The organism is Nonomuraea sp. NPDC005730 (assembly GCF_040630865.1).
In the GTDB taxonomy this organism is placed as follows: domain Bacteria; phylum Actinomycetota; class Actinomycetes; order Streptosporangiales; family Streptosporangiaceae; genus Nonomuraea.
In genome coordinates this window covers 106,033-128,222 of record NZ_JBEXYK010000016.1, presented here as the reverse complement: position 1 = coordinate 128,222, position 22,190 = coordinate 106,033, and the positions used below count along the sequence as shown (strand labels likewise).

Sequence of the window (22,190 nt, the reverse complement as noted above, 5' to 3'; positions counted from 1 at the left end):
CAGTGAACGAAGCCGCCCAAGCTATGAACTGCCCTGATCCACGCTTTGCGCAGGTTGCACACTAACGCGTGCCGCCCCGATGAGCTGCGAAGAGACAGGTTCCCGGTTCGCTGAGGACAGCTCGCACGGTCCGACGTCGCGTCCCCGGAGTGCTCCACCACACGTCGGAGCGACGGCGTTTCGACGGCCAGCTCGCCGATCCGACTCGGCCCGGTCGACGAACCCCGGAACGTCTGCATCATGGGTTTGGGCGGCTCCTGCGGTGGGCAGCCTCGGCGTACGCCTCCTTGAACAGTTCGAGGATCTCCTGGTCCACCGGGTTGGTCAGGTAGTTGTTCTGGCGGATCTCGTTCGGGGACCGTTCGTCCAGACGGGCCAATGTCCGAGGTGCTTCGGCTGCCTCGACGATGTCGGCGGGAAAGTCGGGCTCCTCGGTGTTGGACTGAACACTGGTCAGCACACGAGCCGAGCAGGCGCTGTCCCGCTCACCTGTGTCGAACTCGAAGTACTCATCCCCCTCCTCCGCGACATGCTGAGCAATGCCGATGAGGCCGGTTCGCAGGTGGAGACGGCCTTCCGCAGACGGTCCCAGGCAGGGAGCAGGCCCGGCTCGGCGTCCCGGAGCTCGTAGCGAACGTGGATCGGGCCGCCGGAGGGCACGGCGCTGGTGATGTCGACGCCGTTGGGCCCTGCTCCGATCCTGGGGAGCGCCCACCTCCCCAAGGTCTGTCCTGTGTGAGGGCTGGTCACCGTGCTCGCCGGTGCGGCCGTCGTGTCAGGTCTTCTCCTGGAGGGTGACGTTGGCCTCGCTCGCCCGGCCGTCCCTCAGATAAGTGATTTTGACCTGTTGGCCCGGCTTGAAGCCCCTGACCTGTCCGACGACGGTCTCGCCCGCGTCGACCGGTGTGTCGCCGATCTTCGTGATCAGGTCGCCTTGCTTCAGTCCGGCCTTCTCCGCCGGGCTTCCCGCAATGACCTGTCTGATCAGGGCGCCGGGCACATCGCCGGTCGCGTCCGTGACGCTCACCCCGAGGACCGCGTGGCGGACCTTGCCGGTGGCGATGAGCTGGTCGGAGACCTGCTTGGCGGTGTTGACCGGGATGGCGAAGCCCACACCGCCGCCGGCGGCGTTCGAGGCGATGGCGGTGTTGATGCCGACCAGCTCGCCCGCGGCGTTGACCAGCGCGCCGCCGGAGTTGCCCGGGTTGATCGAGGCGTCGGTCTGGATGGCGCCGCCGATCGTCGTGCCGGCGCTCTGCTGGTTCTGCTCCTGGCCCAAGCCGGGAGGGAGCTGTTGCCGCTGGTCAGGGCCAGTGGTGAGGGTACGGTCAAGCGCGCTGACGATGCCCGCCGTCACGGATCCGTCCAGGCCGAGGGGGCTGCCGATGGCCAGTACGGCTTCGCCGACCTTGAGTGCGTCGCTGTCGCCGAGCGTCGCCTTGGTCAGCCCGGACATGCCCGCAGCCCTGATGACGGCCAGGTCGGTGGCTGGATCGGTGCCGACGATGCTCGCCTTGGCCGTCTTGCCGTCGCTGAACTTCACGCTCATCTGCCCGCCGCCCTGGCTCGCGCCCTCGACCACGTGGTTGTTGGTGAGGATGAGGCCGTCCGGCGACAGCACGACGCCCGAGCCCTCGCCGCTCTGCCCCTGGATCATCACGACGGTCGGCTGAACCTTGGCCGCGACGTCTGCCACGGTGAGCGTTCCGGAGGCCGGCTTCAGGACGGGACTAGGCGCGTGGACGGTGGTGGCGACAGGCACGGGCCGGAAGGAGGTTGCCGCGATGGCGCCGACCACCCCACCGGCGATCGCCATCGCTGCCAGTGCGAGCCCGGCCACCGCCTTCTGGCCGGCGGTGAAACGCGCTCTCCAGGCCGGCGCCGACGGAGGCGGGGGCGGCGGCTGCTCCGTGACGATCGGGTCGCGCCGGGGAAAGCCTCCCGCCGTCGGTGGCGTGGTGCCGAACTGGCTCCACCCGCCGTTTCCCTGCGTTCCAGGGTCCTGCTCGTGAGGCTCGTGCGCGTTCATCTGTCATCTCCCTCAAGCTCTACTGCCTCACGGTGCCAACTCCGGCGTAAGACCCGGCTAAGCCCTTGATCCCGGAACCGGGCCCGCTCCTCATGGCGGCCTTATCGATCCAGGTGGGACGGGTGTGAGTCGTCGATATTCCTTTCTACAAGTTGTCGAACTTCCTCGGCCGAACCGGCGTATCCGGCGCTGACGAGCACAACCCCATTCGTGGTGCTGAGGACCGTGATCACTACCACCGCGCCCCTTTCCCATCCGGTGGTCGCGATGGTGCTCTTCATCAGCGGCTCGTACGCGCTGTACTCCACCTCGCTGTTCGAGGACGCCATGCGCCAGCCGGTCGGCCACATCCCGATGAACACCCATTTCCTGGCCTCGGGCGCGCTGTTCTTCTGGGTGATCATCGGCGTGGACCCGGCGCCGCGCCGCCTGCCGTACGTCGCCAAGCTCGGCACCCTCATGATGACCATGCCGTTCCACGCGTTCTTCGGCATCTCGATGAGGATGACGGGCACGTCGATCGCCTCTGCCTGGTACGACCAGCTGAACCGCCCGTGGGGCGCGAGCGTGCTGGAGGGCCGGACGGTCGCCGACGGCATGGCGTGGGCGTTCGGCGAGATCCCCACCATGATCGTCGTCATCACCACCGCCGTGCAGTGGGCGCTCGGCGACCACCGTCAGGCGCGACGCCAGGACCGCCACGCCGACCAGCGCACGGACGCCGAACTGGCCGCCTACAACGACCGTCTCGCCCAGCTGGACAAGCGCGCCCGGGACCAGTGAGACACGCCCACGTAGGCGCGGGAGGACATCCGTTTACGGCATCCATATTCTACGTGCTGTAGAAGTTCTACGTACCGTAGAAGCACGTGGTCGGAGGTAGCGGATGGACAAGAACGCCGAGGGCACGCTCAAGGAGCGGCTCTCCGCGCTGCAGGCGGAGCAGCGGCGCACGGAGCGCCGGCGGCGGGTCGTCATGATCAGCGCCACGGTGGTCGTGGCCGCCGGGGTGGCCACGGCGGCCACGGCGTTCGTCCTGGCCGACCGGGCCGGACGGTCGCTGGACGCGGTCCAGACGATCAACGTGACCGGTCGCAACCACACCGACAAGGTCGTCAGCTACCCGCAGGCCCCGCCGGTCGGCGGCGACCATGCGCCGGAGTGGCAGAACTGCGGCATCTACCCCAAACCCCTGCGCAACGAGAACGTCGTCCACAGCCAGGAGCACGGAGCCGTCTGGATCGCCTTCCAGCCGGGGCTGCCGAAGGACCAGCTGGACATCCTGTACAAGCAGGCCCAGGGGCGCGACTTCGTCGTGCTGTCGCCGTACACGGGGTTGTCCGCGCCGGTCGTGCTCAGCGCCTGGGGCAAGCAGCTCAAGCTCGACAACGCCGACGACCCGCGGCTGACGGCGTTCCTGCGCGCCAACATCAACGGCCCCGGGACGCCCGAGCCGGGCGCGTCCTGCAGCGGCGGGGTCGGGGAGCCGTCGGCATGAGGTTCGCGGCGTTCCTGCGGCGGCGCGGGGTCCTGGTGGCGGTGACCGCCGTGCTGACGCTCGCGCTGTCCGCGCTCGGCCTCCGCCTCTGGTACGCGGGCCCGCCCGGGGACGCGTCGCTGGAGGCCGGCTTCGCCCGTGACATGCAGGCCCACCACGCGCAGGCCGTACGGATGGCACTGATCATCCGCGACCGAACCACCGACCGCGAGGTCAGGACGCTCGCCTACGACATCGCGACCACCCAGCAGCAGCAGATCGGCCAGATGTACGCCTGGCTGGACCTGTGGGGCCTGCCCCAGGCGTCGCTGGAGCCCCGCATGGCCTGGACGCGGCAGGGCCACCAGAACATGCCCGGCATGGGACCGCAGTCCGCCCAGATGCCCGGCATGGCCACCCGCGAGCAGCTCAAGCAACTGGAACAGGCGAGCGGCAAGGAGGCGGAGACCCTCTTCCTGCGCCTGATGATCCCGCATCACCAGGGCGGCGTGCAGATGGCCCAGGCGGCGCAGGGAAGCGGCCAGCCGCAGGTGAAGCGCATGGCGAGCTCGATACTCGCCGCCCAGAAGGCGGAGATCGAGCTGATGCGCGGCATGCTCGCCGCCCGCGGCGCAGCCGAGACGACGTCGCCTCAGGCGCGCTGAAGCATGTCGGCGAGCCTGGACCGGCACACGGATGGATGAGAACGCCCAGTCCGGACAACTCGTGAACGTTCCTCGGCAGGCGTCGCGGGCGAAGAGGCGCGATCCCTTCCGCGACAACGTCAAGTTCCTGATGATCGCGCTCGTGCCGACGGGCCACGCGCTCGTGCCGACGCCGGCGGCCGACTCGGCACAAGCTCGTCGACACCTTCGTCGTGCCGTACGTGATCGTCGAGGTCGGCTACGCCACGCGATCGTGATCTACCTGGTCGGCGGCTTCTCGGAGATCTCCGGCGACTTCAGCATGGACCGCTTCTTCGGGCTCATGCCCTTCTTCGTCATCGGGCTCGTGATGCGTCCGGAGCACTTCGACCTGCTGGGCAGGCGCTGGGTCAAGCCGGCCGCCGCGGTCGTGGCGCTCTACGTCGCCCCGCGGGCCAAGCTGAGCCCGTTCTTCTACGAGGCCGGTCACCAGGAGCTCGACCTGTCCTGGTACGCCGGGCCGGGCCTGCGCGCGGGGCTGCTGATCTGCGCGCCGGCGATGTGCCTGGCCGTCTGGCACTGGTGCCCAGGCGCGAGACGTGGTTCACCGAGCTCGGCACACCCGCACGCTCTACTGCTACCTGCTGCACGACGTGGTCGTGCTCATCGCCAAGGACCAGGTTCCCCTGGCTCTTCGGGCCGCTCGGCCCTCTCGCCATCCTGTCGAGAGGGCCGCTCGGCGCTCTCGCCATCCTGTCGAGCTGCTTCGCACTGGCCATCGTGCTGTGCCTGCCGCAGACCCGCGGCCTGTTCAAGTGGGTGCTCGAACCCCGCCTGACCTGGCTCTACCGACGGCCGTCGAAATAGCCCCCGGCTACCAGCCGACCTCGTCGCAGCCGATGTGGCCGTCCGGCTCCACCTGCAGGGTCGCGTGCGCGACGCCATGACGGGTGCGGAGCAGGTCACGAGCCTGATCGAGGACGGAGTGGTTGTCGCTCTGGTCGCCCGTGACGAGGTGCGCGGTGGCGACGTGCATGCCGGAGGTCAGCGTCCACAGGTGCAGGTCGTGCACGTCGCGCACACCCTCGATGGCCGCCAGGTCGGCCGCCACGACGGAGGCGTCCATGCCTTCGGGCACGTGCTGGCCGAGCACCGCGAACACCTGTCGGCCGAGCGAGATCGCACGTACGGCGACGAACACGCCGATGGCCAGCGCGATGACCGTGTCCCAGAACACCTGTCCGGTCGCCGTGATCAGCCAGCCCGCCGCGATGACGCCGACCGAGCCCGCGGTGTCGGCCACCACCTCCAGGTACGCGCCCTTGACGTTGAGGCTCTCACTGGCGCCGGACCGCAGCAGGAACAGGGCGATCAGGTTGACCACCAGACCGAGCGCGCCCACCACGAGCATCGGCCCGGAGGAGACCTCGGCCGGGCCGCCGATCCTGCCGATCGCCTCGGCGACCACGTAGACGGCGACGCCCAGCATGAGGATCACGGCCAGCAGCGAGGCGAACACCTCGGCCCGGTAGGACCCGTAACTGCGCCGGCCGGTGGTGTCGGGGCGAGCGGCGATCCTGGTCGCGACCAGCGCCGCGCCGAGGGTGACGACGTCGGCGGCCATGTGCCCGGCGTCCGACATCAGGGCCAGCGACCCGGAGATCAGTCCGTAGGTCAGCTCGACCAGGAAGAATCCGCCGATCAGGACGAACGAGACCGCCAGCCGCCAGCGGTGCCGGGCCCCGGCGTGCCCGTGACCCACGCCCATCAGCGCTCGCCCTCCCGCTCCGGGTGGATGGCCTCGGTGTGCTCGGTGTGGGCCAGCGCCAGGTCCAGCAGCATCCGTACGTGCGGATCCTCCAGCCGGTAGTAGGCCATCCGCCCCGAGCGGCGGGCGGCCACGATGCGGTGGGCGCGCAGCAGGCGCAGCGCGTGGGAGACCGCCGACTCGCTCTGCCCGGTCACCGCCGCCAGGTCGCACACGCACAGCTCGCCGTCCAGCAGGGCGACCAGCAGCTTCAGCCGGTTGGGGTCGGACAGCAGACCGAAGATGTCCGCCGTGTCGGTGAGGTCCTCGGCGGCGGGCATCCGCTCGCACACCGCGGACACCCGGTCGGCGTCGACGACCTTGACGGTGCAGCCGTCCACCACCAACACATTCTCAGCTGAAGAACTGTTCATATGTGTATTCTGTCGCCCATGCGACGAATGTCAACAACGGCAGCTCGCTGCCCGCCGGCTCAGGCGGCGGGAACGCTGGCGACGAGCCCGCCGTCCACGACCAGGTCCTGCCCGGTGATGTAGGCAGCCTCGTCGGAGGCCAGGAACGCCACCGCCGCCGCGACGTTGTCAGCGTGACCGAGGGCGCCGAGCGGTACCTCGGCCGAGTTGCGTGCCTCGCTCTCCGGGTCGGGGTTGGCGTCGCGGTACATTTCGGTGTCGATGTAACCCGGGCTGACCGAGTTGACCCTGATGCCGCGCGGCGCGAGGTCGGCGCCCAGCGTCCGGGCGAGATTATGGACGGCTGCTTCGCTGGCGGAGTAGACGGAGGCGACGGACAGCCCGCGATACAGCGTCCAGGACGCGTTGATGACGATCGCGCCGCCGTCCCGCATCAGCGGCAGCGCCCTTTGGATGGTGAAGAAGACGCCCTTGAAGTTGACGCCGACGGTGTGGTCGAACTCCGCCTCGGTGATCTCGGCGCTCGGTTTGAACACGCCCACGCCGGCGTTCGCGAAGACCGCGTCCAGGCCACCGCGCCAGGTTTCGATCCCGCCGCATCAGAAGGTCGAGGTCCGTCGGGGAGGCGACGTCGGCTCGAACCGCGAGCACCCGGCCCGAGCCGGGCTCTGGCAGGACGCCCGTCAGGCGGGCGGCCGCAGTGTCGAGACGGACCTGGTCACGTCCGGTGATGACGACGTACGCGCCTTCGTCCAAGAGCCGCTGCGCCGTGGCGAAGCCCATGCCACTGGCACCGCCGGTGATCAGAACGGTCTTGCTCAGGAATCTTCATGCGGCAATCCTCAAGCGGATCGTCCATTTCCAGAAGTTCCGGCCGAACCTAGGTCTGGCACCACCACCTTCAAACGCTCGCCATCAGCTCGGACAGCCGCGCCCCGGCGGCAGTGCCCGGCTGCGGCGTGTGCAGCATCAGCCGGTGTCCTGGCCGGTCGGGCAACGACAGCGACCTGTACTCGAAGATCAGCTCACCTGTCCCCGATGTGTGGACGATCTTGACGCCCTCGGTCGCGTTGCCGACCGGATGCTCGGCCCAGATCTCGGCGAAGGCAGGACTCGCGGCGCACATGTCGGCGGCCAGCCTGCCGAATTCCAGGTCGTCCGGGTAGCGGGCCGCGTCGGCGCGGAACTGGCCGACGATCGCGCGGGCCGCGTCCTCCCAGTGGGGCAGCGAGGAGCGGAAGCGGGCGTTGGTGAAGAAGCTCACCAGGCAGTTGTGGTCGTGGTCCGAGTAGCCGAACACCAGGTGCGCGGCGCGGTTGACCGCGACCAGGTTCCAGTGCCGGTCGAGGATGTAGGCCGGGGACGGGAGCCAGCCGTCGATCAACCGCCGCAACTCCGCGGAGACCGGCCGGTCCGACGGCTCGGCCTGGGGCGGGTTGAGCCCGGCGAGCAGCTACAGATGTTCGCGCTCCGCCGTGTCGAAACGAAGCACCCGCGCGACAGCGTCCAAGACCCCGGCCGAGACGTGGATCTCCCGCCCCTGCTCCAGCCAGGTGTACCAGGACACCCCTACCCCCGCGAGCACCGCCACCTCCTCCCGCCGCAGCCCCTTGGCACGACGGCCGGAGCCGGCGGGCATACCGACGTCGTACGGAGTCAGCCTGGCCCTGCGCGACCGCAAAGGAACTCGCGGATCTCGGCACCGCGCCGTCGCCGGGCCTCTACCGGAAGTCGGGAAATATCCACTCGCCCATCGTAGGAGCCTCCGACCAGCCCCTTCGTAACTACTGACACTCTGATGGCGGAGTCACCCGCGGGCTCTCCGCGGCGACGACCGGCGATATGCAGACATCGCAATATGTCCTGCCGGATGCGGCATCCCAAAAGACAGCGCGGCCGATCTCCTATGGTGCCCTCTCCATGGGATACGGCTGTCTCCTGATGCTGGCCCCCGCGACAACCACCCACGACACCGACCCATCGGCGACTACGACTCGTTCGGCCCAGTAATACCGCTCTACCGCATCCGACCTGCCCAACATGCCGTACGAACACCCTGGTCGAGGGCTGGTTTCGTGAGGTCGTATCTGGTGCCCCCGGCAGGATTCGAACCTGCGGCACCCGCTTTAGGAGAGCGCGGCTTTAACGGCCCCGACATGTGGAGTGAGCTGCACTAACGCAACGCGCAGTGCGCGTCCTCCACAAGATCATCCCGCACATGTCCCCTATCCGTCACCGTCAGCAACGCTACGACAGGACGGGCAGCATATGCGGCAGTGCCAATGGGGTCTTGACGACGGCGGAGGGGGAGGATCGCATCGACGTGATCGTTCCTATGGTGTGGGCATAAGGGCCATGGCCGAGTGTCATAGCTGGGCAGCGGGAGCAAGGGCGGCCCGTTCTGCCGGGCGTCGCCGCGGTCTGCAAGTGCTGAACATGGGAGAGCGCGTCACCAGGGCTATCAGCTACGATCTCGTACCAGTCTCCGTCATGGTCGGCTGGTGGCAGCGACCGGGCCCTCTCTTCACTAATGGGTCGGTACACGCTCCTACCGATCACCCGCACGAAGAAGGTGCGGTCGAGGATGTCACATGTGTCGTCGGTGGGAGCATGCTTGCGAAGCCACGCAAGGGTGCGCGACATGGTCGCCGGCCCGTACAGCACCTCTGAGGGAAACCGCGTCGACTCGTAGCGGCTGTCCAAGAACATCAGGTCCGGATCGTCGAGGACACAGCGGATCACGGCGTGCCGCCAACTGGACCCATAGTCCCAATTCTGGTGAGGGAACGACTGCACAGGCGTGATCGCCACGTCCTCACGCTCCCAGCTGAGGACAGTAACGACGCGCTCCATCGGCGCCGGATATAGACGCCCGCCCGGCGTCGCTTGCCCCCAGAGCTGGTTGATGAACTCTGCTACGTCGGAGATTGTGCGCGCTGCTTCGATTGGAGTCAGGAGGTAGAAGCAGTTAGGGTGAGCGGCGGTGTTCCGGAGCCTGCACAAACCGTGCTCAAGGCTGCGGTTGCGTTGCCCGCGCAGCAGCCCGACATGACGCGCCCAGACGCGCAGGTCATGCAGATGTGCGTCAAACGGGATTGGTTGCCGGCCAGGGCCGGCCTGCAGCCGCCAGCCGCGGTTCCGACGGATCGCTTCGACAACTTGCTCATAGCGTCTGGCGGGCACGACATGGTGGGCATGATTGGCGTCGACGAATGTCACGGTGCCGTTGTAGAAGGCGACGAACCGGTCCCGGAGTGCTTGTTCAATGACGAACAGAGCCCGGTCGTGCACAGCGGTGAAAACCTCGTAGCGGAAGATTCCCAGAACGTACAAGTCCCGCAGCATGTCGAAGGATCGGCGAGTGCCGTCTGAGACAACCGGCGAGAGGGTATGAGCTGCCATGATGGCCTGCTGATACTCCGCGGCAGCCTCAGGGGTCAATGCCCGGTCGATGCCGAGCCCATACGGCGTGAAGCGCAGGGTTCGCTCATCCGGCATTTGAAGCTCGCTCAAGGATTTTATGTTCACGGGGTCACCTGCAGCGTTAGCGTCAACCAGCCCGCCAGAATACAACCTAGTCATAGTCTTGTGTAGCTGCATTTGAGGATGTTGAGACCACCGCGTCTGCGTCGTGGGCGCTCGAAGGCGCCGTCATGCAACCTGGCTGACCGTCCAGACGCGGGTGCGTCACGGTGACGTGACGGATCAGCGTAGCTGTTGAGGATGCCCATGAGGACAGGGGACGTCCACAGAGACTTCGGTAGATGCTCGCCAGTCACCTCGTACTGGAGGAGTCCTCGATCGGTTCGACGAACTGGCTGGTAGCGCAAGCACAGGCGTAGGCGGACTCGAGCGCTCGGCGACGGGCAGCGCGGATCGGGGGCGAGCAGCTGCGGAGTAACTTGGAGGCTACCTGGGAATCGGCGGGTGATGAGGCAGCAGTGAGCCTGGTGCTCGGCAACCGCATAGATCCGCGTGATGCTAGGGCTGGCTGGCCTGTGGCGGTCCGTCCAACAGTTCGGCGGTCGCTCTGTTAGGTGCGATGGCATCCTAATCACATGAGTAAGCGACGACGCGTTTTGAAGGCACACAGGGCCCGGCTGGCTTTGGACAACCAAGCCCTAGAGTTTGCTGCGCTGGTGGAACGAGAGTGGCCGCGTACCGGAACTATCTGGAGGCAAAGCAGCATCAGGGCCGCGCTCGCAGCGCACCCGCCAGTGGAACAGGAGATGAATCCGCAGACAGCTGGAAAATATCTCACGGCGCTGCGGCGGACGACTGAAGATGCCATCTGCGACTTGACGCAGTCCTATCCGCCAGTTCAATGGCTATGGTACCTGCGCCGTTTGCCCGATCTCTTTGGCGGCAATCTTTCCACCACTGGCCCTTACGACCGAGCGCTGATGGATCTGATGGCCGCCACCAGTAACAAGATCTGTCCCCAGCTACCTCTCCAGGCTGGACAGATCAGTTTCCCCGTCACCGACGGCATCGTGCGGAGAGTCCTTCGGCTGTCCGCCATGACAATCACGTTGAGTGACATCCACTCCAGGCTGCGCCGAGCTAATAAGGGCATCGCCTTCAGGCCACAGCCCGAAGGCCTTCCTGCCGATGTGGCCAACGCGCCTATCCACAACGCCATCAAGCTCTACGACCAGCGTGTTTGCGTCCATCCGACCGGTCTAACCGGCCCAGGTACTCGCATGTTGTCTCCTGACTGGCGCGATGGAGATCCTGCGCCGATCCTCCTCGTCAACTCCCTACCAGCCTGGGACATGTTGTCGACCTGGCACGGAGCCCTCGATCAGGGGACTCCAATGACCACGCGTGGCCGCTTCGCACCGTACTTCGTATCGCTACGCGATGTACGGACTGTGCTCGCTCAGACCTCGGTGTACAGCCCTCGCTGGTGGGAGCCGGAACTGCCCGCGTTGTTCGTGCTGCTGCAGGCTCTCAGCCACTACCTGACTTACCACACCTCCGCAGGCTGGCTAAGTCTCGTGCGATACGGATATGTGAGCCTGCGCCGGGACATTTTGGAGGAACTCCTCAGCCGGACCCTGCCCGCGATCCAGAGGGAGCTAACCGCCTGGTTGCCACTAGATAGCCTCACGCAACCCCAACACATACTGGGGCGCCTCGACCGAATGCCCCTGCGCCTATGGCCACAGGAACCTGGACCTGTCGTTCACTGGGCTGGACCAGACGTTTTGATCGACTTCGAAGCCGCAAGCCGGCACCTGCACCGGCTCTGCACTGTCGCCGGGGTGACTCACGATCCCAGAGTGGCCAAGGTTCGCGCTGACCACTTCGAGCAGACCGTGCAGCACCTCATCGACCAGACACCCTGGAAGCCCTCACAAAGCGCTCCCATCCGGGGCTTTAAACCGCGTCCCCGGGGCACGCAGGTCCTCACCGATTTCGACGCAGTGGGCGAGCGAGGCGACACCTTGCTGATCGTCTCGTGCAAGAGCCATCCCTACACCGCCAGTTACGATGCCGGGGACCATAAGACAGTTCGAAACGCAGCCACTCTGGTAGAAAATGCCGTGACCAAGTGGGCCGAGGTTGTGGCCACACTCACACGTTGCCCGGTCGGGGCAAACTACGATTTCAGTCGCTACCGGACGATACTGGGGACGGTGTGCCTTCCACACAGTCCGTACACCGCGCTGGGGCCAGCCACAGAGGTGATCGACAGGAACGCCCAGGGGCTGCCTCTGCGTGCAGCAACTAGCTATGAAGAGCTGGCCACATGGCTAGGTGCTGAAGGCGAGTAGTCCTCCCTGTCAAAGTGGCCAGAGGTGGCCAGAAGGTATAAAATTCTATGCTGAGGGCGGGTAGGGAGACATCTCCACGAGCAATCCGGGTTCGGGGATCACCACCATTGGGCACGCGATGCAATGGAGCGTCCATGATTACCAGGGTAAGGGCCATCATCGCTGCAGCGGTTCAACACCCTCAGTAGGAGCGATTACCGCCTGGTACTGTTACGGGCCGTGACCCGGCCAACTCTGAGTTTGGAGCCATGTCCGGATCATCCTGTATGTCTCCCGCTGTCAGTGCAGTCGCCCGCCCCGTTGACCGATGGCAAGCGGACCCGGACCGCAGGGCCGTGAGGCCCGAGGACCGGAAGCCGCGCGGCAGAATCCAGCTTTCACTGGACGCCACAACGACATGCCTCGTTCATTGCCCTCCTTGCCGTGAACCATTTCCGGTTGTTGCAAACCCATAGGATGAGGGGTGGTCACAGTGTGGTCTGCACAGATATCCGTAGCGTCTGATGAAACTTCTTCTGCATATGTAGCCGCAGGTGGCGCTGGTGGTGCGGCCCTGTCGATTTGGCAGCTGACGCGTAAACCGCGCAACCGGCGCTGAGCGCCCGCCCGCCCGCCTTCAGCACAAGGCATAGCTCGATGCACAGAGACCTCCTGATGGAGAAGGGTGACGTGCGGCTCCCTGCTTTGACAGTACGAGAACGTCTCCATTTCATTTCACTTCGGCTACAAGAGATACCGACAAAACAGTCATTATGAGCGTACAGTTCAAAAGCCTCAAGTAGTAGCAGCAGGGTGCAGACACGGCCATGATCTGACCGAGGGCGTGTGGGCAACCATGACGCTGTGGCTAGTCGTCGATGTAGCACTGTACTCTTGACAATCGATCAGAAGGGATATAAACAACTCAAAGAGGCTATCCTCCGCATCTTGGGTGTGCCTCACGTCCACTGCGGCCCACTCGCGCCAGGAGCAAACCCTGACTATCAAGAGGCGTCTCCCCACTATTACACGTGTAGTCCTCAGGAACTTCAGCCTCTACGCGAATCAGGAGATCGTAGATGTTGATATGGGTGGCGGAGTCTTCTGCCTTGCGGGTGCGAATGGCCTAGGAAAGTCCTCCTTTCTTGCTGCCATAAACTATTGCCTGACGGGTGTAGTGGCGGAGCCTGACCGGAGCTTTCTGGGCGTCAAAGACTACTATGAAGCCAGTCTGGACTACTGTAAGAAATACTTTGATGGTCGTATAGCGGACGTGGACCGATCCAGCGCAGAAGTGTGCGTGACGTTTCGCCTCTCGAGTAAAAGCTATACTGTTGCAAGAAGTTTCTTTGCACCCAAGGAGCTGAGAGAGCTCCAAATTATAGACAGTGGAGACCAGATACTGGTCCATGAGACTGCCTCCGAGGAAGACAGCGAGAAGGCGCGTGCGCTTCATGCAAGATACGAAGCAGAGCTAGTCCAGGACTGCAATTTGGGAGACTTCTCGCAGTTCGCGTTCATGCAGCACTTCGTCTTTACATTCGATGAGAGGCGTCATCTACTGTTCTGGGACTCAGCTGCTGCGGACCCAGCGCTATATCTCGCCTTCGGTATGAACGGAAACGAAAGCATCGAGGCCAACGATCTCCGCCGAAAGATCGCAAAGGCAGAGTCAAATGCGCGCAACGCGCAGTGGCAAGCAACTCAAGCTCGGAACCGGTTGCGCGACCTGGGTATAGATGCGACTCCTGGAGAAGAAGCCGAAGACCTTGTAGAGCTGCATCAGTCGCTTAGCCAAAAGGCTTCACAGAAGGACACTGCGCTTGCTACCGCGGAGCAGGCTGCGGAGGATGCAGAGATAGCGTACGCGGAGGCAAGTGCGCGTCTGCAGGACATCCGGACTAAGTACGATCGTGCGTTTGCGCAACGCGTAGGCGAAAGGCATGACCCAAGATTTCATCCTATGGTGCAGTCAGTATTGAGGGAGAGCGCCTGTGAAGTCTGTGGGAGTCGTGATGACGGCATTGTCGCGCGACTCGAAGCAAAGCTTAGCTCGCGCAGTTGTCCGTTCTGTGATACCAGCCTCGATGACCTCGGAAACGACAGTACTCTAAAGGAACTCAAGGATCTCGACTCCCAACTGATGCGGGCGCAGGAGGAGTTGCGGGAGCTGTCACAGCGAGTGGATCGCCTTCGAGGTGAGCTCCGGGTAGCTAAGGCAGAAAAGGAAGCGGCTGCGGAAGAGCTGGCGCAATTTGAAGCCACGCATCAAGGGCGGCTTCCTGGAGTTGCGCTCGGTTCAGATACACTTGCGGCCCGCCGAAGCCATCTCTTGGCCGAGAAAGCCGATGCAGAGAGGCGTCGTAATAACCATCGGAAGCTTCGAGACACATATCGTACGCAACTACGGCCGCTCCAGAAAAAGCTCAGGGAAGCTTATATGGAGGGAGAGATGGAGTTTGTCCCACTCTTCCGCCAACTCGCCCGACAGTTCATAGGCATAGATCTCGATATATTTCTCGACAAGGAAAGGGACGACTTCAAACTCGGGCTTGAGGTTGACGGACAACGCCGGCGATCGACCGTCCAGCTCTCAGAGAGCCAGCGGTTCTTCTTGGATATTGCGCTCCGCATGGCTCTTGCACAATACATGAGTGACGATTCGAGTAAAGCTACGCTCCTTATAGATACACCCGAAGGGAGTCTGGATATTGCATACGAGGCGCGCGCCGGCGGAATGTTTGCCGACTTCGTCGGTAATGGATACCACATTGTCATGACGGCGAACATCAACGCTAGCCAGCTCCTCCAACGGCTAGCTGCTCGCTGTGGTCGGGATCGTATGCAGCTAGTCCGGATGACCGATTGGACACCTCTAAGCGAAGTACAGGCAGAGGGGGAAGAGCTCTTCGACCGCGCTTATGCGCGTATTGAGGAGCTGCTTGAAGAGGCAGTATCCGAGGACATTTTGGGCGAGGAAGATTCGACTGACGGCTTCGAAGAAGATCCTGACTACGACGACATGAGGGATTAGCCATGTTTCCCGAGGCGACCTTTGATTCCCTTGTTATCGCAAAGGAGCTTTCAGATGTTGCAGGTGGAGCAAGCGAGGAAGAAGCTACACTTTTTGGTTATTTGTCCTGTCTCCTTGCTGTCTATGATGGGAACGCTCCATCTGAATGGGGCTACTCATTTGTGGCCACCAAGACCATTGCGCCATTTAGCGATGCCCTTCGTGAGGCTTTGCGTGCGCTGGTGAACCGAGGGCTTTTGATACTGCAGGATGAAGGGTATTCGATAACTGATAATGGAGAGCTTCTTCTTGCGGATTTGCTGGGTCTTGCTCGCTTCGCGGACCGAATGAAGTATCTGAGGGCGGCTTGTAACAGTGCGCTGGCGATTCCTCTGCCGCAAGTTGGAGAGGCAATCATTGCAGAGCCTCAACTACGCCGTGCACTGGCCCTTTCGAGCACGAGGCCACTACTAGACAAAGCAGGCGCGGACGCTCTTTATGATCACTTCAACGCAGTCAGTTCTGTGGTTCCCGAGGACGCTGATCTTTTTGTTCCGGCGGTAGTTTGGCTTACATACCTTGCTTCGACCATATCCGACGACAACGGTCCTCATTTTCTTGGAGCATGACTAGTGCAGATTGATCATGAAGGATTGGCGCGCATCGCCGAGGAGCTTTTCATCGTTCGTGTACAACGAGACATGGGCTCCGACGGGGTTGCCCGACTTCCGGCACTCCTGAAGCAAGTGCGCTCCATACATGAGGCAATCTCCACAGAACGACTAGAGTACGGACTTACTGTTGTCGTGCACCAAGATCCACGTGCTTTTGTACTAGAGGGAGCGCGATCGATCGTTCCAAACGCCTCACGCTTAACTGCGATGCATACTGGAAAGTCGCCTCTGACGGTTCAAGTTCGTACAGATGGATCACTTGTCGTCTGGTTCGGGTCACGCCTGAGTGGATCTATGCCCGGATGCCTATCATATGAATACCGCGGACCGCATGAAGAGTACATTGCTACCCCTATTGGAACATATTCGGTTCCCACTCTTCAGGGCTGGCCTAGCTACTTTAGTGTTCCGTATTTCCGGGACCTGAATGATGCGCTGGTCCACTACGGATACACGCAAGTACGCGAAGCGCAATGTGAATTTATAGCACAGGCATGGCAAGACGACAATCGTCTGATTTTTTTGCCAAGACCTGAGCGACTTATGCGTAGATCGCTTCAAAAGTTCCTTAGTGCCTCGCTGCGCGATCACAATTTCGTCGAAGTCATGCCAGAGCAGAATGTTAATGAAACGAGGCCTGTAGATATCAAGGTCACGTGGATCACCTCTAATAGGGTTGCCTTGATTGAGATCAAATGGCTGGGGCTTAGCGCCCGCCCAGGCGAGAGGAAGGCCACGCAAAATTTTGACGACAAAAGAGCACGCGACGGCGCACAGCAGCTGGTTGACTATCTTGAGCTGTATCGACAGCAGGCGCCTGGGCGAGAAACTAGAGGGTATTTGGTCGTTTTCGACGGCCGGCGCCACAATTTGAAGCCGTCTACAACCTCTCTTAAACTTGAAGAAGCTTTGTTCTATGCCAACGCGGACATTGACTACGATGAGGCCATACTTAAGCGATCAGACTTCGAGCATCCGGTACGACTGTACTGCCGTCCGCACGTGAATCACGAATGAGGGGCGCTCAGGAGTGTCGGTAGGCTCTTCGCAGCTCTACGCTCCTGTTATAGGAGCTCTGTCTGTATCAGTTGCATAGCGGTCGCGCGCCTTAGCAGCATGGTGTAGTGTGAGTCAATCTATATCTGCTCTGGCCGCATAGGGCCATAATGTGTGCTCTAGGAGATCGTGGATCGTGGTCGCTTACGATGCGCTTACTCGTCACTACGACCTGCTTCAGGCGCGCTGGGTCCTCTCTGATCGCGTGGCCGATTACGCGCGGCTTGTTGTCCCTAACGGTAACAGTACGGAACCCCTCCACCGATGGTTCCACCTCAAGGAGGCATACTCAAGCCAGCTGCTTGGACGACTGTTCAAGGACGCGTGCTGGGAGCCTTCGTCAGAGCTATCTCTTCTAGATCCGTTCTGTGGAAGCGGAACTACGGTGGTTTCCGCGATTAGCGCGGCGGATAGTACGAACTGCGCAGTGAGAGCTGTCGGAGTCGAGCTCAACCCTTTCTTGTGGTCACTGTCAAGCGCTAAGGTCTCTGGTCTTTCGGAGGGGGCAGCGCTAGCCGCTGATGTGAAGAATTGGCTCCCTCACCTGGAAAGCGCGTATCAGTGTCAGCTGGGAGAGAAGCATGTAACACTATCGGTGACACTGAACAACCAGGCCTATTTTTCGGGTGAGCATCTACATTCACTTCTGTCGCTTCGGGAAGCCGTAGCATCCGTATCGAGCGAGCGCGTGAAGACGCTATTCAGCGTAGCTCTTGGCTCTAGCGTAGAAGGTGCAGGCCGGCTGCGTCGCGATGGAAGGGCTCTCCGATTCGAGGCTAAACGCGTTCCACAGGACCCATGGCTGCTTTTTCGCGCGAATGTAGAGCGTATGCTGGAAGATTTACAGGCTATTCCAGCCCGACAGTCAAGCTTGGACGTCACCGTCGCTCGGGGAGATGCACGGAAGTGCGACGAGTTGACTGGTGGCCAGCAGTTTGAGTGGATCGTCTTTTCGCCGCCGTATCCTAATAATATTGACTATACAGAAGTCTACAAAACGGAAGCGTGGGCCCTTGGCCTGTGGGATACGCCTGAAGAGATGAAGCGACAGAGGCTATCTACCCTGCGCAGCCATCCTAGTATTAAGTTTCCTGACGTCTATCATTATAAGAACAGCCGCCATGCAGGTCAGGTGGACCTGTTGCTCGCTCCTCTGCTTGAGGCGATTCCAGACGATCATTACAAGTTCGGTCGGGAGCAAGTCGTTCGTGGTTATGCGGACGATATGTTTATGGTGCTTGAGGCATGTCGGAAGGTAGTAAAGCCGCACGGCCGGCTCGTCTATGTCGTGGGGAACTCCGTCCATGGTTCCGGGGATGGCCGCTTCGTTATAGCGGCCGATCTCATACTAGCCAGGCTTGCTGAGTTTGCAGGATGGAGAGTCGAAGAGATCCGGATCGCGCGAATGCTTAAGCGCCGCAGTTATGAAGCTGCGCACCTACGGGAGAGTGTGGTAGTTCTACGCCCAGCATGAGGTTTCAACGCCGGCGGCGAGCCGAGCTGATGGCGCTGTCGCGGTTGGGCGGTGCTGGCGCGACCGGCCGGAGAGCCGCAGCGCGGCCAGCAGCCGCCCAGCGCGGGACGCCGCTGGCGGCACGCGCCTTGAAACCGTGGAGAAAGTCCTCATCCAATCGTCGATCACGCCTCTGACGTGCGATTCTGTCGGATGGCCATCGTGCTCGGCTAAGGCTCCATGTCGGTTGTCTCAGGGCTCAGCCGATGTACGGGTCGGCTGCTTCGAGGTAGTGGTTGATGCGCATGCGCATTGACCGGTCCATCGGGTGGCTCTCGATGTCCTGTCGCGCTACCCATCGGACCTCGCGAGACTCTGTGCTCGGAGTTGGCTCGCCCCCGGTCGGGCGTGCCGTGAGCACGATAGAGAACTCTTGTCGCGCCTCCCCGTTGCTGGTGTAGAGGATGACGTGCTTGGGGTCGCTGTATGTGCCGACGATCCCGGTGATCTCGCAGGTGATTCCTGTCTCTTCCAGAGTCTCGCGGATGGCTGCGGCGGGGATGGACTCGCCGAGGTCGATGGCGCCGCCGGGGGGCCCTGTTGTCGTTGTCGCTATGGCGGATCAGGAGCAGGGCGCCGGCCTCATTGATGACGGTCACATTGACCGAGGGCACGAGGCTGTTCGGCAGAGGGGCGTGTGGGTCGTCGTAGTAGTCGATCCGGCGGTTCATGCTCGGGGAGAGTACTCCGCCAATGTGCCGGGGCTTAGCTTTTCGTGGATTCGGCTTCGCCGGGTGGGCTGACGAAGCTGCCGAGGTTCGGCACGGTGTAGATCAGCCCTTCGTCGCGCAGCTGACGGATCGCCTTGCGGATGGTGTCGCGGGCAACGCCGAACTCCTGGACGAGGCGGACTTCCGAGACGAGGTACTTTGGCGGGTATTCGCCGCTGCTGATGCGTCCACGGAGCACGTCGGCGACCTGCTGCCAGCGGGGGCGATCCGGCTCGAATTCGATCACGAGGCCCAAGCGTAGAAAGGGGACTTCAAGGGTCGTCACTCGCCTATAGGGATCTATCGCTATCCCTCGGTATCCCTAGGGGTAGACAGGCTCTATGTGCAACTTCTACGCTCGTGACATGGCAACCAAGAGTCACTGCCTTGTAGCGCTTCGCGCCTGCTTCCCCGGCTGGTCCTTCTTTCAGAGTGACGCAGGCGCCTTCTATGGGAGCCGGAGCGGTGTACGGCTCAGCGATAAAGAGGTTGACGCTGGGATGCAGCAGACGGTGAGCGCGGATGACCTGGAGACCTTTGTCAGGCTGCTTCTCGCGCAGGCGCAGTTGGGGGCCGAGGTATGAACGTACCGTCGTGGCGCTTCGATCATCACAGCCATCACTTGGCAGTTCCTCAGGAGAATGTGCTTCAGGTGGCATGGCAAGACGTTGTACGGCGATGCGATCGGATCAGGGTCCATGAGCACACGTGCAGCTGCATGCCTCCGATGTACGAGCTGTGCGCGGCCGGCGGGTTGTCGTTCATCCGACGCTTGTCATGGGACGGCCGTCCGCGCGTCGTTCAGACTGAATGGATGTCTGCTCGGGCTGCTCGGCAGCTGTGGATGCAGATCCTCACTGGTTACGCGCGTTGATCCATCGGCGCCACTTCGCGGCCGTGGTAGGCGCTTGCGATTTGCTGCGCTATCTCTTCCGGCGCAATCAGGTCGGTTCGGTGTCGGTGATGGAACGTGATCTCACCATGGGTGTGCAGGTCGGCGAATGCCTCGTCCCATGCTGCCAAGCGGTGTGGGGTGTCTATGTCGAGGCGCTGTCGCGAGCGTTCCTCGCAGACCGCCCGCGGTACCCAGAGCAGGACGACCAGCCAGGCTGTTGCCTCGGTCAGCCGGCGGATGTCGGCGATGGTGCCCAGATGGACGATCGGTACCTGGCCGGACGAGACCAGTTCGTCGATCTGGTGGCGGTCGATGGCGTACGTGTTGCCGTATCGGCGCGTCTCCAGGAGGAGGCGGCCGGCGGCTCGCAGCCTGGCCAGCTCCTCGATGGTGACGAAGTCGTACTCTGTGCCGCGCTGGTTGCCGGCTTTGAGCTTGCGCACCAGGGCGAACCGCGGGTCGAGTCGGCTGAGCGCGCCGGTGATGGTGCTCTTGCCGCTGGCGGGTGGTCCGTACAGGACGATGCCCCTCATATGAGGATCCGCTTCAACGTCTCGCGAGTCTGGTCGGCAAGGCTGATGGCGGCGCCGAGGCGGTTGTCGACGGTGATGTGGGCGGTGGGTGGGCTGGTCTCGGAGTTGAGGCCGCTAACGTACGTCTGCCAGTTGGCGAGCTTCCAGGAGTCTCGGGGCGCACCACGGAACTCGATGTACTCGCGCATGGAGTCGGCGTCGCAGCGCACCCAGACCACGGCCACGTCGATGCCCTTGGCCGCGCATCGGTTGGTGAGGCGGGAGATCCAGTCGGGGGATTGGAGTTCGGCAATGAATGGCGCCGCGAGGATGGCCGAGGTGCCGACTTTGAGGTTGTCGAACGCGGTTTCCATCAGGCACCGGTACTCCAGTGGGCGGACCTCGCTCAGGTACAGCTCGGTGTGCCGGTCGTGGGGGTCGCCGCCGAGGGAGATCAGTAGGCGCTCGACCATGGGGCGGGTCAGGGAGTCCTTGTCCAGGAAGGCCCAGCCGGTGATGTCGGACAGGAAGCGGGAGAACTCTGTCTTCCCGGATCCGGCGTAGCCGCCGACGAGGGTGAGGATGGGCTTGGGGCTGCCCTGGCCGTGGCGGCGTCGCCAGGCGTCCACGACTCGGTTGAGGAGGGCGTTCTGCTCACCGTTGATGGGAGCGCCCGAGACTTTGACGAGGGCCTGTTCGATCACCTCGGCGGCGGCGTTGTCCACGGCGGGGTCGGTGGGCTGGGGCAAATCCGAGATGGAATTTTCCACTTCGGATATTTCGCCAGGAAGCGGCAGCCGGAAACCCAGTGTGGGTTCGTTTGCCTGGTATAGGAGGCAATAGGCTCGTCGGTAGTGAGGCCCGGGATATACCGATCCCTGTTCGTGTGCCCAGAGTGTCTGGAAATTCGCGGCTGGCGCGGTGAGCCCGTGCCGTGCGGCGACCTGGCGTAGCTGGTCACCTGCGGCTTCGAGGGTGAGTCCGTGTGCTTCGCGGTACTGGCGCAGCAGCAGAGGTTGCCATCCAGGGCGGTGAATTGTCTTCATCGCATCCTTTTGCGCGCTTGGAGGGGCGGGCGTGTGTAAGCGCATGTGTAACCGCCGTGCAGGCAGCAATGCAGAAGCTTAGCTAACGCTCCGTGATACTCAACAGCGGCGATACGCGATGAACTAACGGCATCCCAGAGGGGATTACGAACCACCAGAAATGGGGTGCCGGGAGTGACCGCAAACGAGCGAATTCTGACCGAACTTCAGGCCATTCGGTCGGAGATGGAAGAGTTGGCCTGTCGGGTCAGCGAGATCGCTTCCGCTCTTGGAACACGGCCTTCTCCAGGTCGGCGATCCGTTCGCCGAGAGTCGCCAGAGTGCTCCGCATCTGAGAGAGCTGGTCCATGACGTCCGACGAGGCCGGCTCTTGCAGTGACTCCGCCGCGCCCTCCCGTACGAACACGCCCTTGCCCTGCTGGCCGACGATCAGCCCCTCGGTGCGGAGCACGCTGATCGCGGCCTTGACCACGCTGGCGGACACGTCATAGCGCTGACCGAGCTGGGCGGTCGAGGGCAACGCAGCGCCGGGCGCGAGTGAGCCCGTTCTGATCTGCGTACGAAGGTCGTCCGCTATCTGGAGGTAGCCGGGGCGACCGCTCTTCTCGACCATTCCGCGCCTTCCGTGAGGTCGTCTGGCCTCTACTTCAGCACACCCCGCACGACATGCCAACCAAGTCT

The 22,190-nt window shown here is 63.0% G+C and carries 21 protein-coding genes and 2 pseudogenes; 9 read left to right on the top strand and 14 right to left on the bottom strand.

Annotated features, from left to right (window positions below; all coding sequences use genetic code 11):
* Positions 1 to 238 precede the first annotated feature (238 nt).
* Positions 239 to 460, bottom strand: coding sequence for a hypothetical protein (locus ABZ444_RS21180; protein ID WP_357999329.1), 222 nt, complete (start codon positions 458 to 460; stop codon positions 239 to 241).
* Positions 461 to 775: 315 nt separating this feature from the next.
* Positions 776 to 2,029 (bottom strand): trypsin-like peptidase domain-containing protein, encoded by a 1,254-nt coding sequence (locus ABZ444_RS21175; RefSeq protein WP_357999327.1) that lies wholly within the window; start codon positions 2,027 to 2,029, stop codon positions 776 to 778.
* A 225-nt stretch (positions 2,030 to 2,254) separates the two neighbouring features.
* Between ABZ444_RS21175 and ABZ444_RS21170 the strand changes: the two genes are divergently transcribed.
* The 4 genes from ABZ444_RS21170 (at position 2,255) to ABZ444_RS21155 (ending at position 4,988) form a co-directional block, all read left to right on the top strand.
* Complete coding sequence (locus ABZ444_RS21170) at positions 2,255 to 2,812, top strand: cytochrome c oxidase assembly protein (protein WP_357999324.1); 558 nt, start codon at positions 2,255 to 2,257, stop codon at positions 2,810 to 2,812.
* A gap of 103 nt (positions 2,813 to 2,915) precedes the next feature.
* The gene (locus ABZ444_RS21165) at positions 2,916 to 3,527 is read left to right on the top strand and encodes a DUF3105 domain-containing protein (RefSeq protein WP_357999321.1); all 612 of its coding nucleotides are present in this window, start codon (positions 2,916 to 2,918) and stop codon (positions 3,525 to 3,527) included.
* Positions 3,524 to 4,171, top strand: a complete 648-nt coding sequence (locus ABZ444_RS21160; protein ID WP_357999318.1) for a DUF305 domain-containing protein — start codon at positions 3,524 to 3,526, stop codon at positions 4,169 to 4,171. The genes ABZ444_RS21165 and ABZ444_RS21160 overlap by 4 nt, the downstream gene beginning before the upstream one ends.
* 61 nt (positions 4,172 to 4,232) lie before the next feature.
* Positions 4,233 to 4,988: a hypothetical protein gene (locus ABZ444_RS21155; RefSeq protein WP_357999315.1), complete on the top strand. Its 756-nt coding sequence runs from the start codon at positions 4,233 to 4,235 to the stop codon at positions 4,986 to 4,988.
* Between the two features lie 36 nt (positions 4,989 to 5,024).
* Here ABZ444_RS21155 and ABZ444_RS21150 read toward each other — a convergent pair whose 3' ends face one another.
* The 7 genes and pseudogenes from ABZ444_RS21150 to ABZ444_RS21120 form a co-directional block, all read right to left on the bottom strand.
* Positions 5,025 to 5,918, bottom strand: coding sequence for a cation diffusion facilitator family transporter (locus ABZ444_RS21150; protein ID WP_357999313.1), 894 nt, complete (start codon positions 5,916 to 5,918; stop codon positions 5,025 to 5,027).
* A complete protein-coding gene (locus ABZ444_RS21145; RefSeq protein WP_357999310.1) occupies positions 5,918 to 6,298 on the bottom strand; it encodes a metalloregulator ArsR/SmtB family transcription factor in 381 nt (126 codons plus the stop codon). Before ABZ444_RS21145 ends, ABZ444_RS21150 begins: the two co-directional genes overlap by 1 nt.
* Positions 6,299 to 6,390: 92 nt before the next feature.
* Positions 6,391 to 6,873, bottom strand: a complete 483-nt coding sequence (locus tag ABZ444_RS21140) for an SDR family oxidoreductase (protein ID WP_357999307.1) — start codon at positions 6,871 to 6,873, stop codon at positions 6,391 to 6,393.
* Positions 6,874 to 6,985: 112 nt separating this feature from the next.
* A pseudogene (locus ABZ444_RS21135) lies at positions 6,986 to 7,114 on the bottom strand (short-chain dehydrogenase); the annotation flags it as partial.
* 118 nt (positions 7,115 to 7,232) lie between these two features.
* Entirely contained in the window at positions 7,233 to 7,715 is a 483-nt protein-coding gene (locus tag ABZ444_RS21130; protein WP_357999304.1) for a hypothetical protein, read from the bottom strand.
* A gap of 69 nt (positions 7,716 to 7,784) precedes the next feature.
* A complete protein-coding gene (locus ABZ444_RS21125; protein WP_357999302.1) occupies positions 7,785 to 7,970 on the bottom strand; it encodes a helix-turn-helix transcriptional regulator in 186 nt (61 codons plus the stop codon).
* A gap of 608 nt (positions 7,971 to 8,578) precedes the next feature.
* On the bottom strand, positions 8,579 to 9,844 hold the full coding sequence (locus tag ABZ444_RS21120) for a hypothetical protein (RefSeq protein ID WP_357999299.1): 1,266 nt from the start codon (positions 9,842 to 9,844) through the stop codon (positions 8,579 to 8,581).
* Between the two features lie 545 nt (positions 9,845 to 10,389).
* Between ABZ444_RS21120 and ABZ444_RS21115 the strand changes: the two genes are divergently transcribed.
* From ABZ444_RS21115 to ABZ444_RS21095, 5 genes are all read left to right on the top strand, one after another.
* On the top strand, positions 10,390 to 12,111 hold the full coding sequence (locus ABZ444_RS21115; RefSeq protein WP_357999296.1) for a hypothetical protein: 1,722 nt from the start codon (positions 10,390 to 10,392) through the stop codon (positions 12,109 to 12,111).
* Between the two features lie 931 nt (positions 12,112 to 13,042).
* On the top strand, positions 13,043 to 15,124 hold the full coding sequence (locus ABZ444_RS21110) for an AAA family ATPase (protein ID WP_357999293.1): 2,082 nt from the start codon (positions 13,043 to 13,045) through the stop codon (positions 15,122 to 15,124).
* A gap of 2 nt (positions 15,125 to 15,126) precedes the next feature.
* Positions 15,127 to 15,732, top strand: coding sequence for a hypothetical protein (locus ABZ444_RS21105; RefSeq protein ID WP_357999290.1), 606 nt, complete (start codon positions 15,127 to 15,129; stop codon positions 15,730 to 15,732).
* 3 nt (positions 15,733 to 15,735) lie between these two features.
* A complete protein-coding gene (locus ABZ444_RS21100) occupies positions 15,736 to 16,794 on the top strand; it encodes a hypothetical protein (RefSeq protein WP_357999288.1) in 1,059 nt (352 codons plus the stop codon).
* Positions 16,795 to 17,428: 634 nt separating this feature from the next.
* Complete coding sequence (locus tag ABZ444_RS21095; protein ID WP_357999285.1) at positions 17,429 to 18,307, top strand: hypothetical protein; 879 nt, start codon at positions 17,429 to 17,431, stop codon at positions 18,305 to 18,307.
* 238 nt (positions 18,308 to 18,545) lie between these two features.
* On the opposite strand, the pseudogene ABZ444_RS21090 reads toward ABZ444_RS21095, so the two are convergent.
* The 5 genes and pseudogenes from ABZ444_RS21090 to ABZ444_RS21070 form a co-directional block, all read right to left on the bottom strand.
* Positions 18,546 to 19,017, bottom strand: a pseudogene (locus tag ABZ444_RS21090) (NUDIX domain-containing protein).
* A gap of 34 nt (positions 19,018 to 19,051) precedes the next feature.
* A complete protein-coding gene (locus ABZ444_RS21085; protein WP_357696295.1) occupies positions 19,052 to 19,303 on the bottom strand; it encodes a winged helix-turn-helix domain-containing protein in 252 nt (83 codons plus the stop codon).
* A gap of 614 nt (positions 19,304 to 19,917) precedes the next feature.
* Positions 19,918 to 20,484 carry a guanylate kinase gene (locus ABZ444_RS21080; RefSeq protein WP_357999282.1) on the bottom strand — a complete coding sequence of 189 codons (567 nt, stop codon included), beginning with the start codon at positions 20,482 to 20,484 and terminating at the stop codon, positions 19,918 to 19,920.
* Positions 20,481 to 21,509: an AAA family ATPase gene (locus ABZ444_RS21075; protein WP_357999279.1), complete on the bottom strand. Its 1,029-nt coding sequence runs from the start codon at positions 21,507 to 21,509 to the stop codon at positions 20,481 to 20,483. The genes ABZ444_RS21080 and ABZ444_RS21075 overlap by 4 nt, the downstream gene beginning before the upstream one ends.
* 247 nt (positions 21,510 to 21,756) lie before the next feature.
* On the bottom strand, positions 21,757 to 22,122 hold the full coding sequence (locus ABZ444_RS21070; RefSeq protein WP_357999276.1) for a winged helix-turn-helix domain-containing protein: 366 nt from the start codon (positions 22,120 to 22,122) through the stop codon (positions 21,757 to 21,759).
* Positions 22,123 to 22,190: the final 68 nt, after the last annotated feature.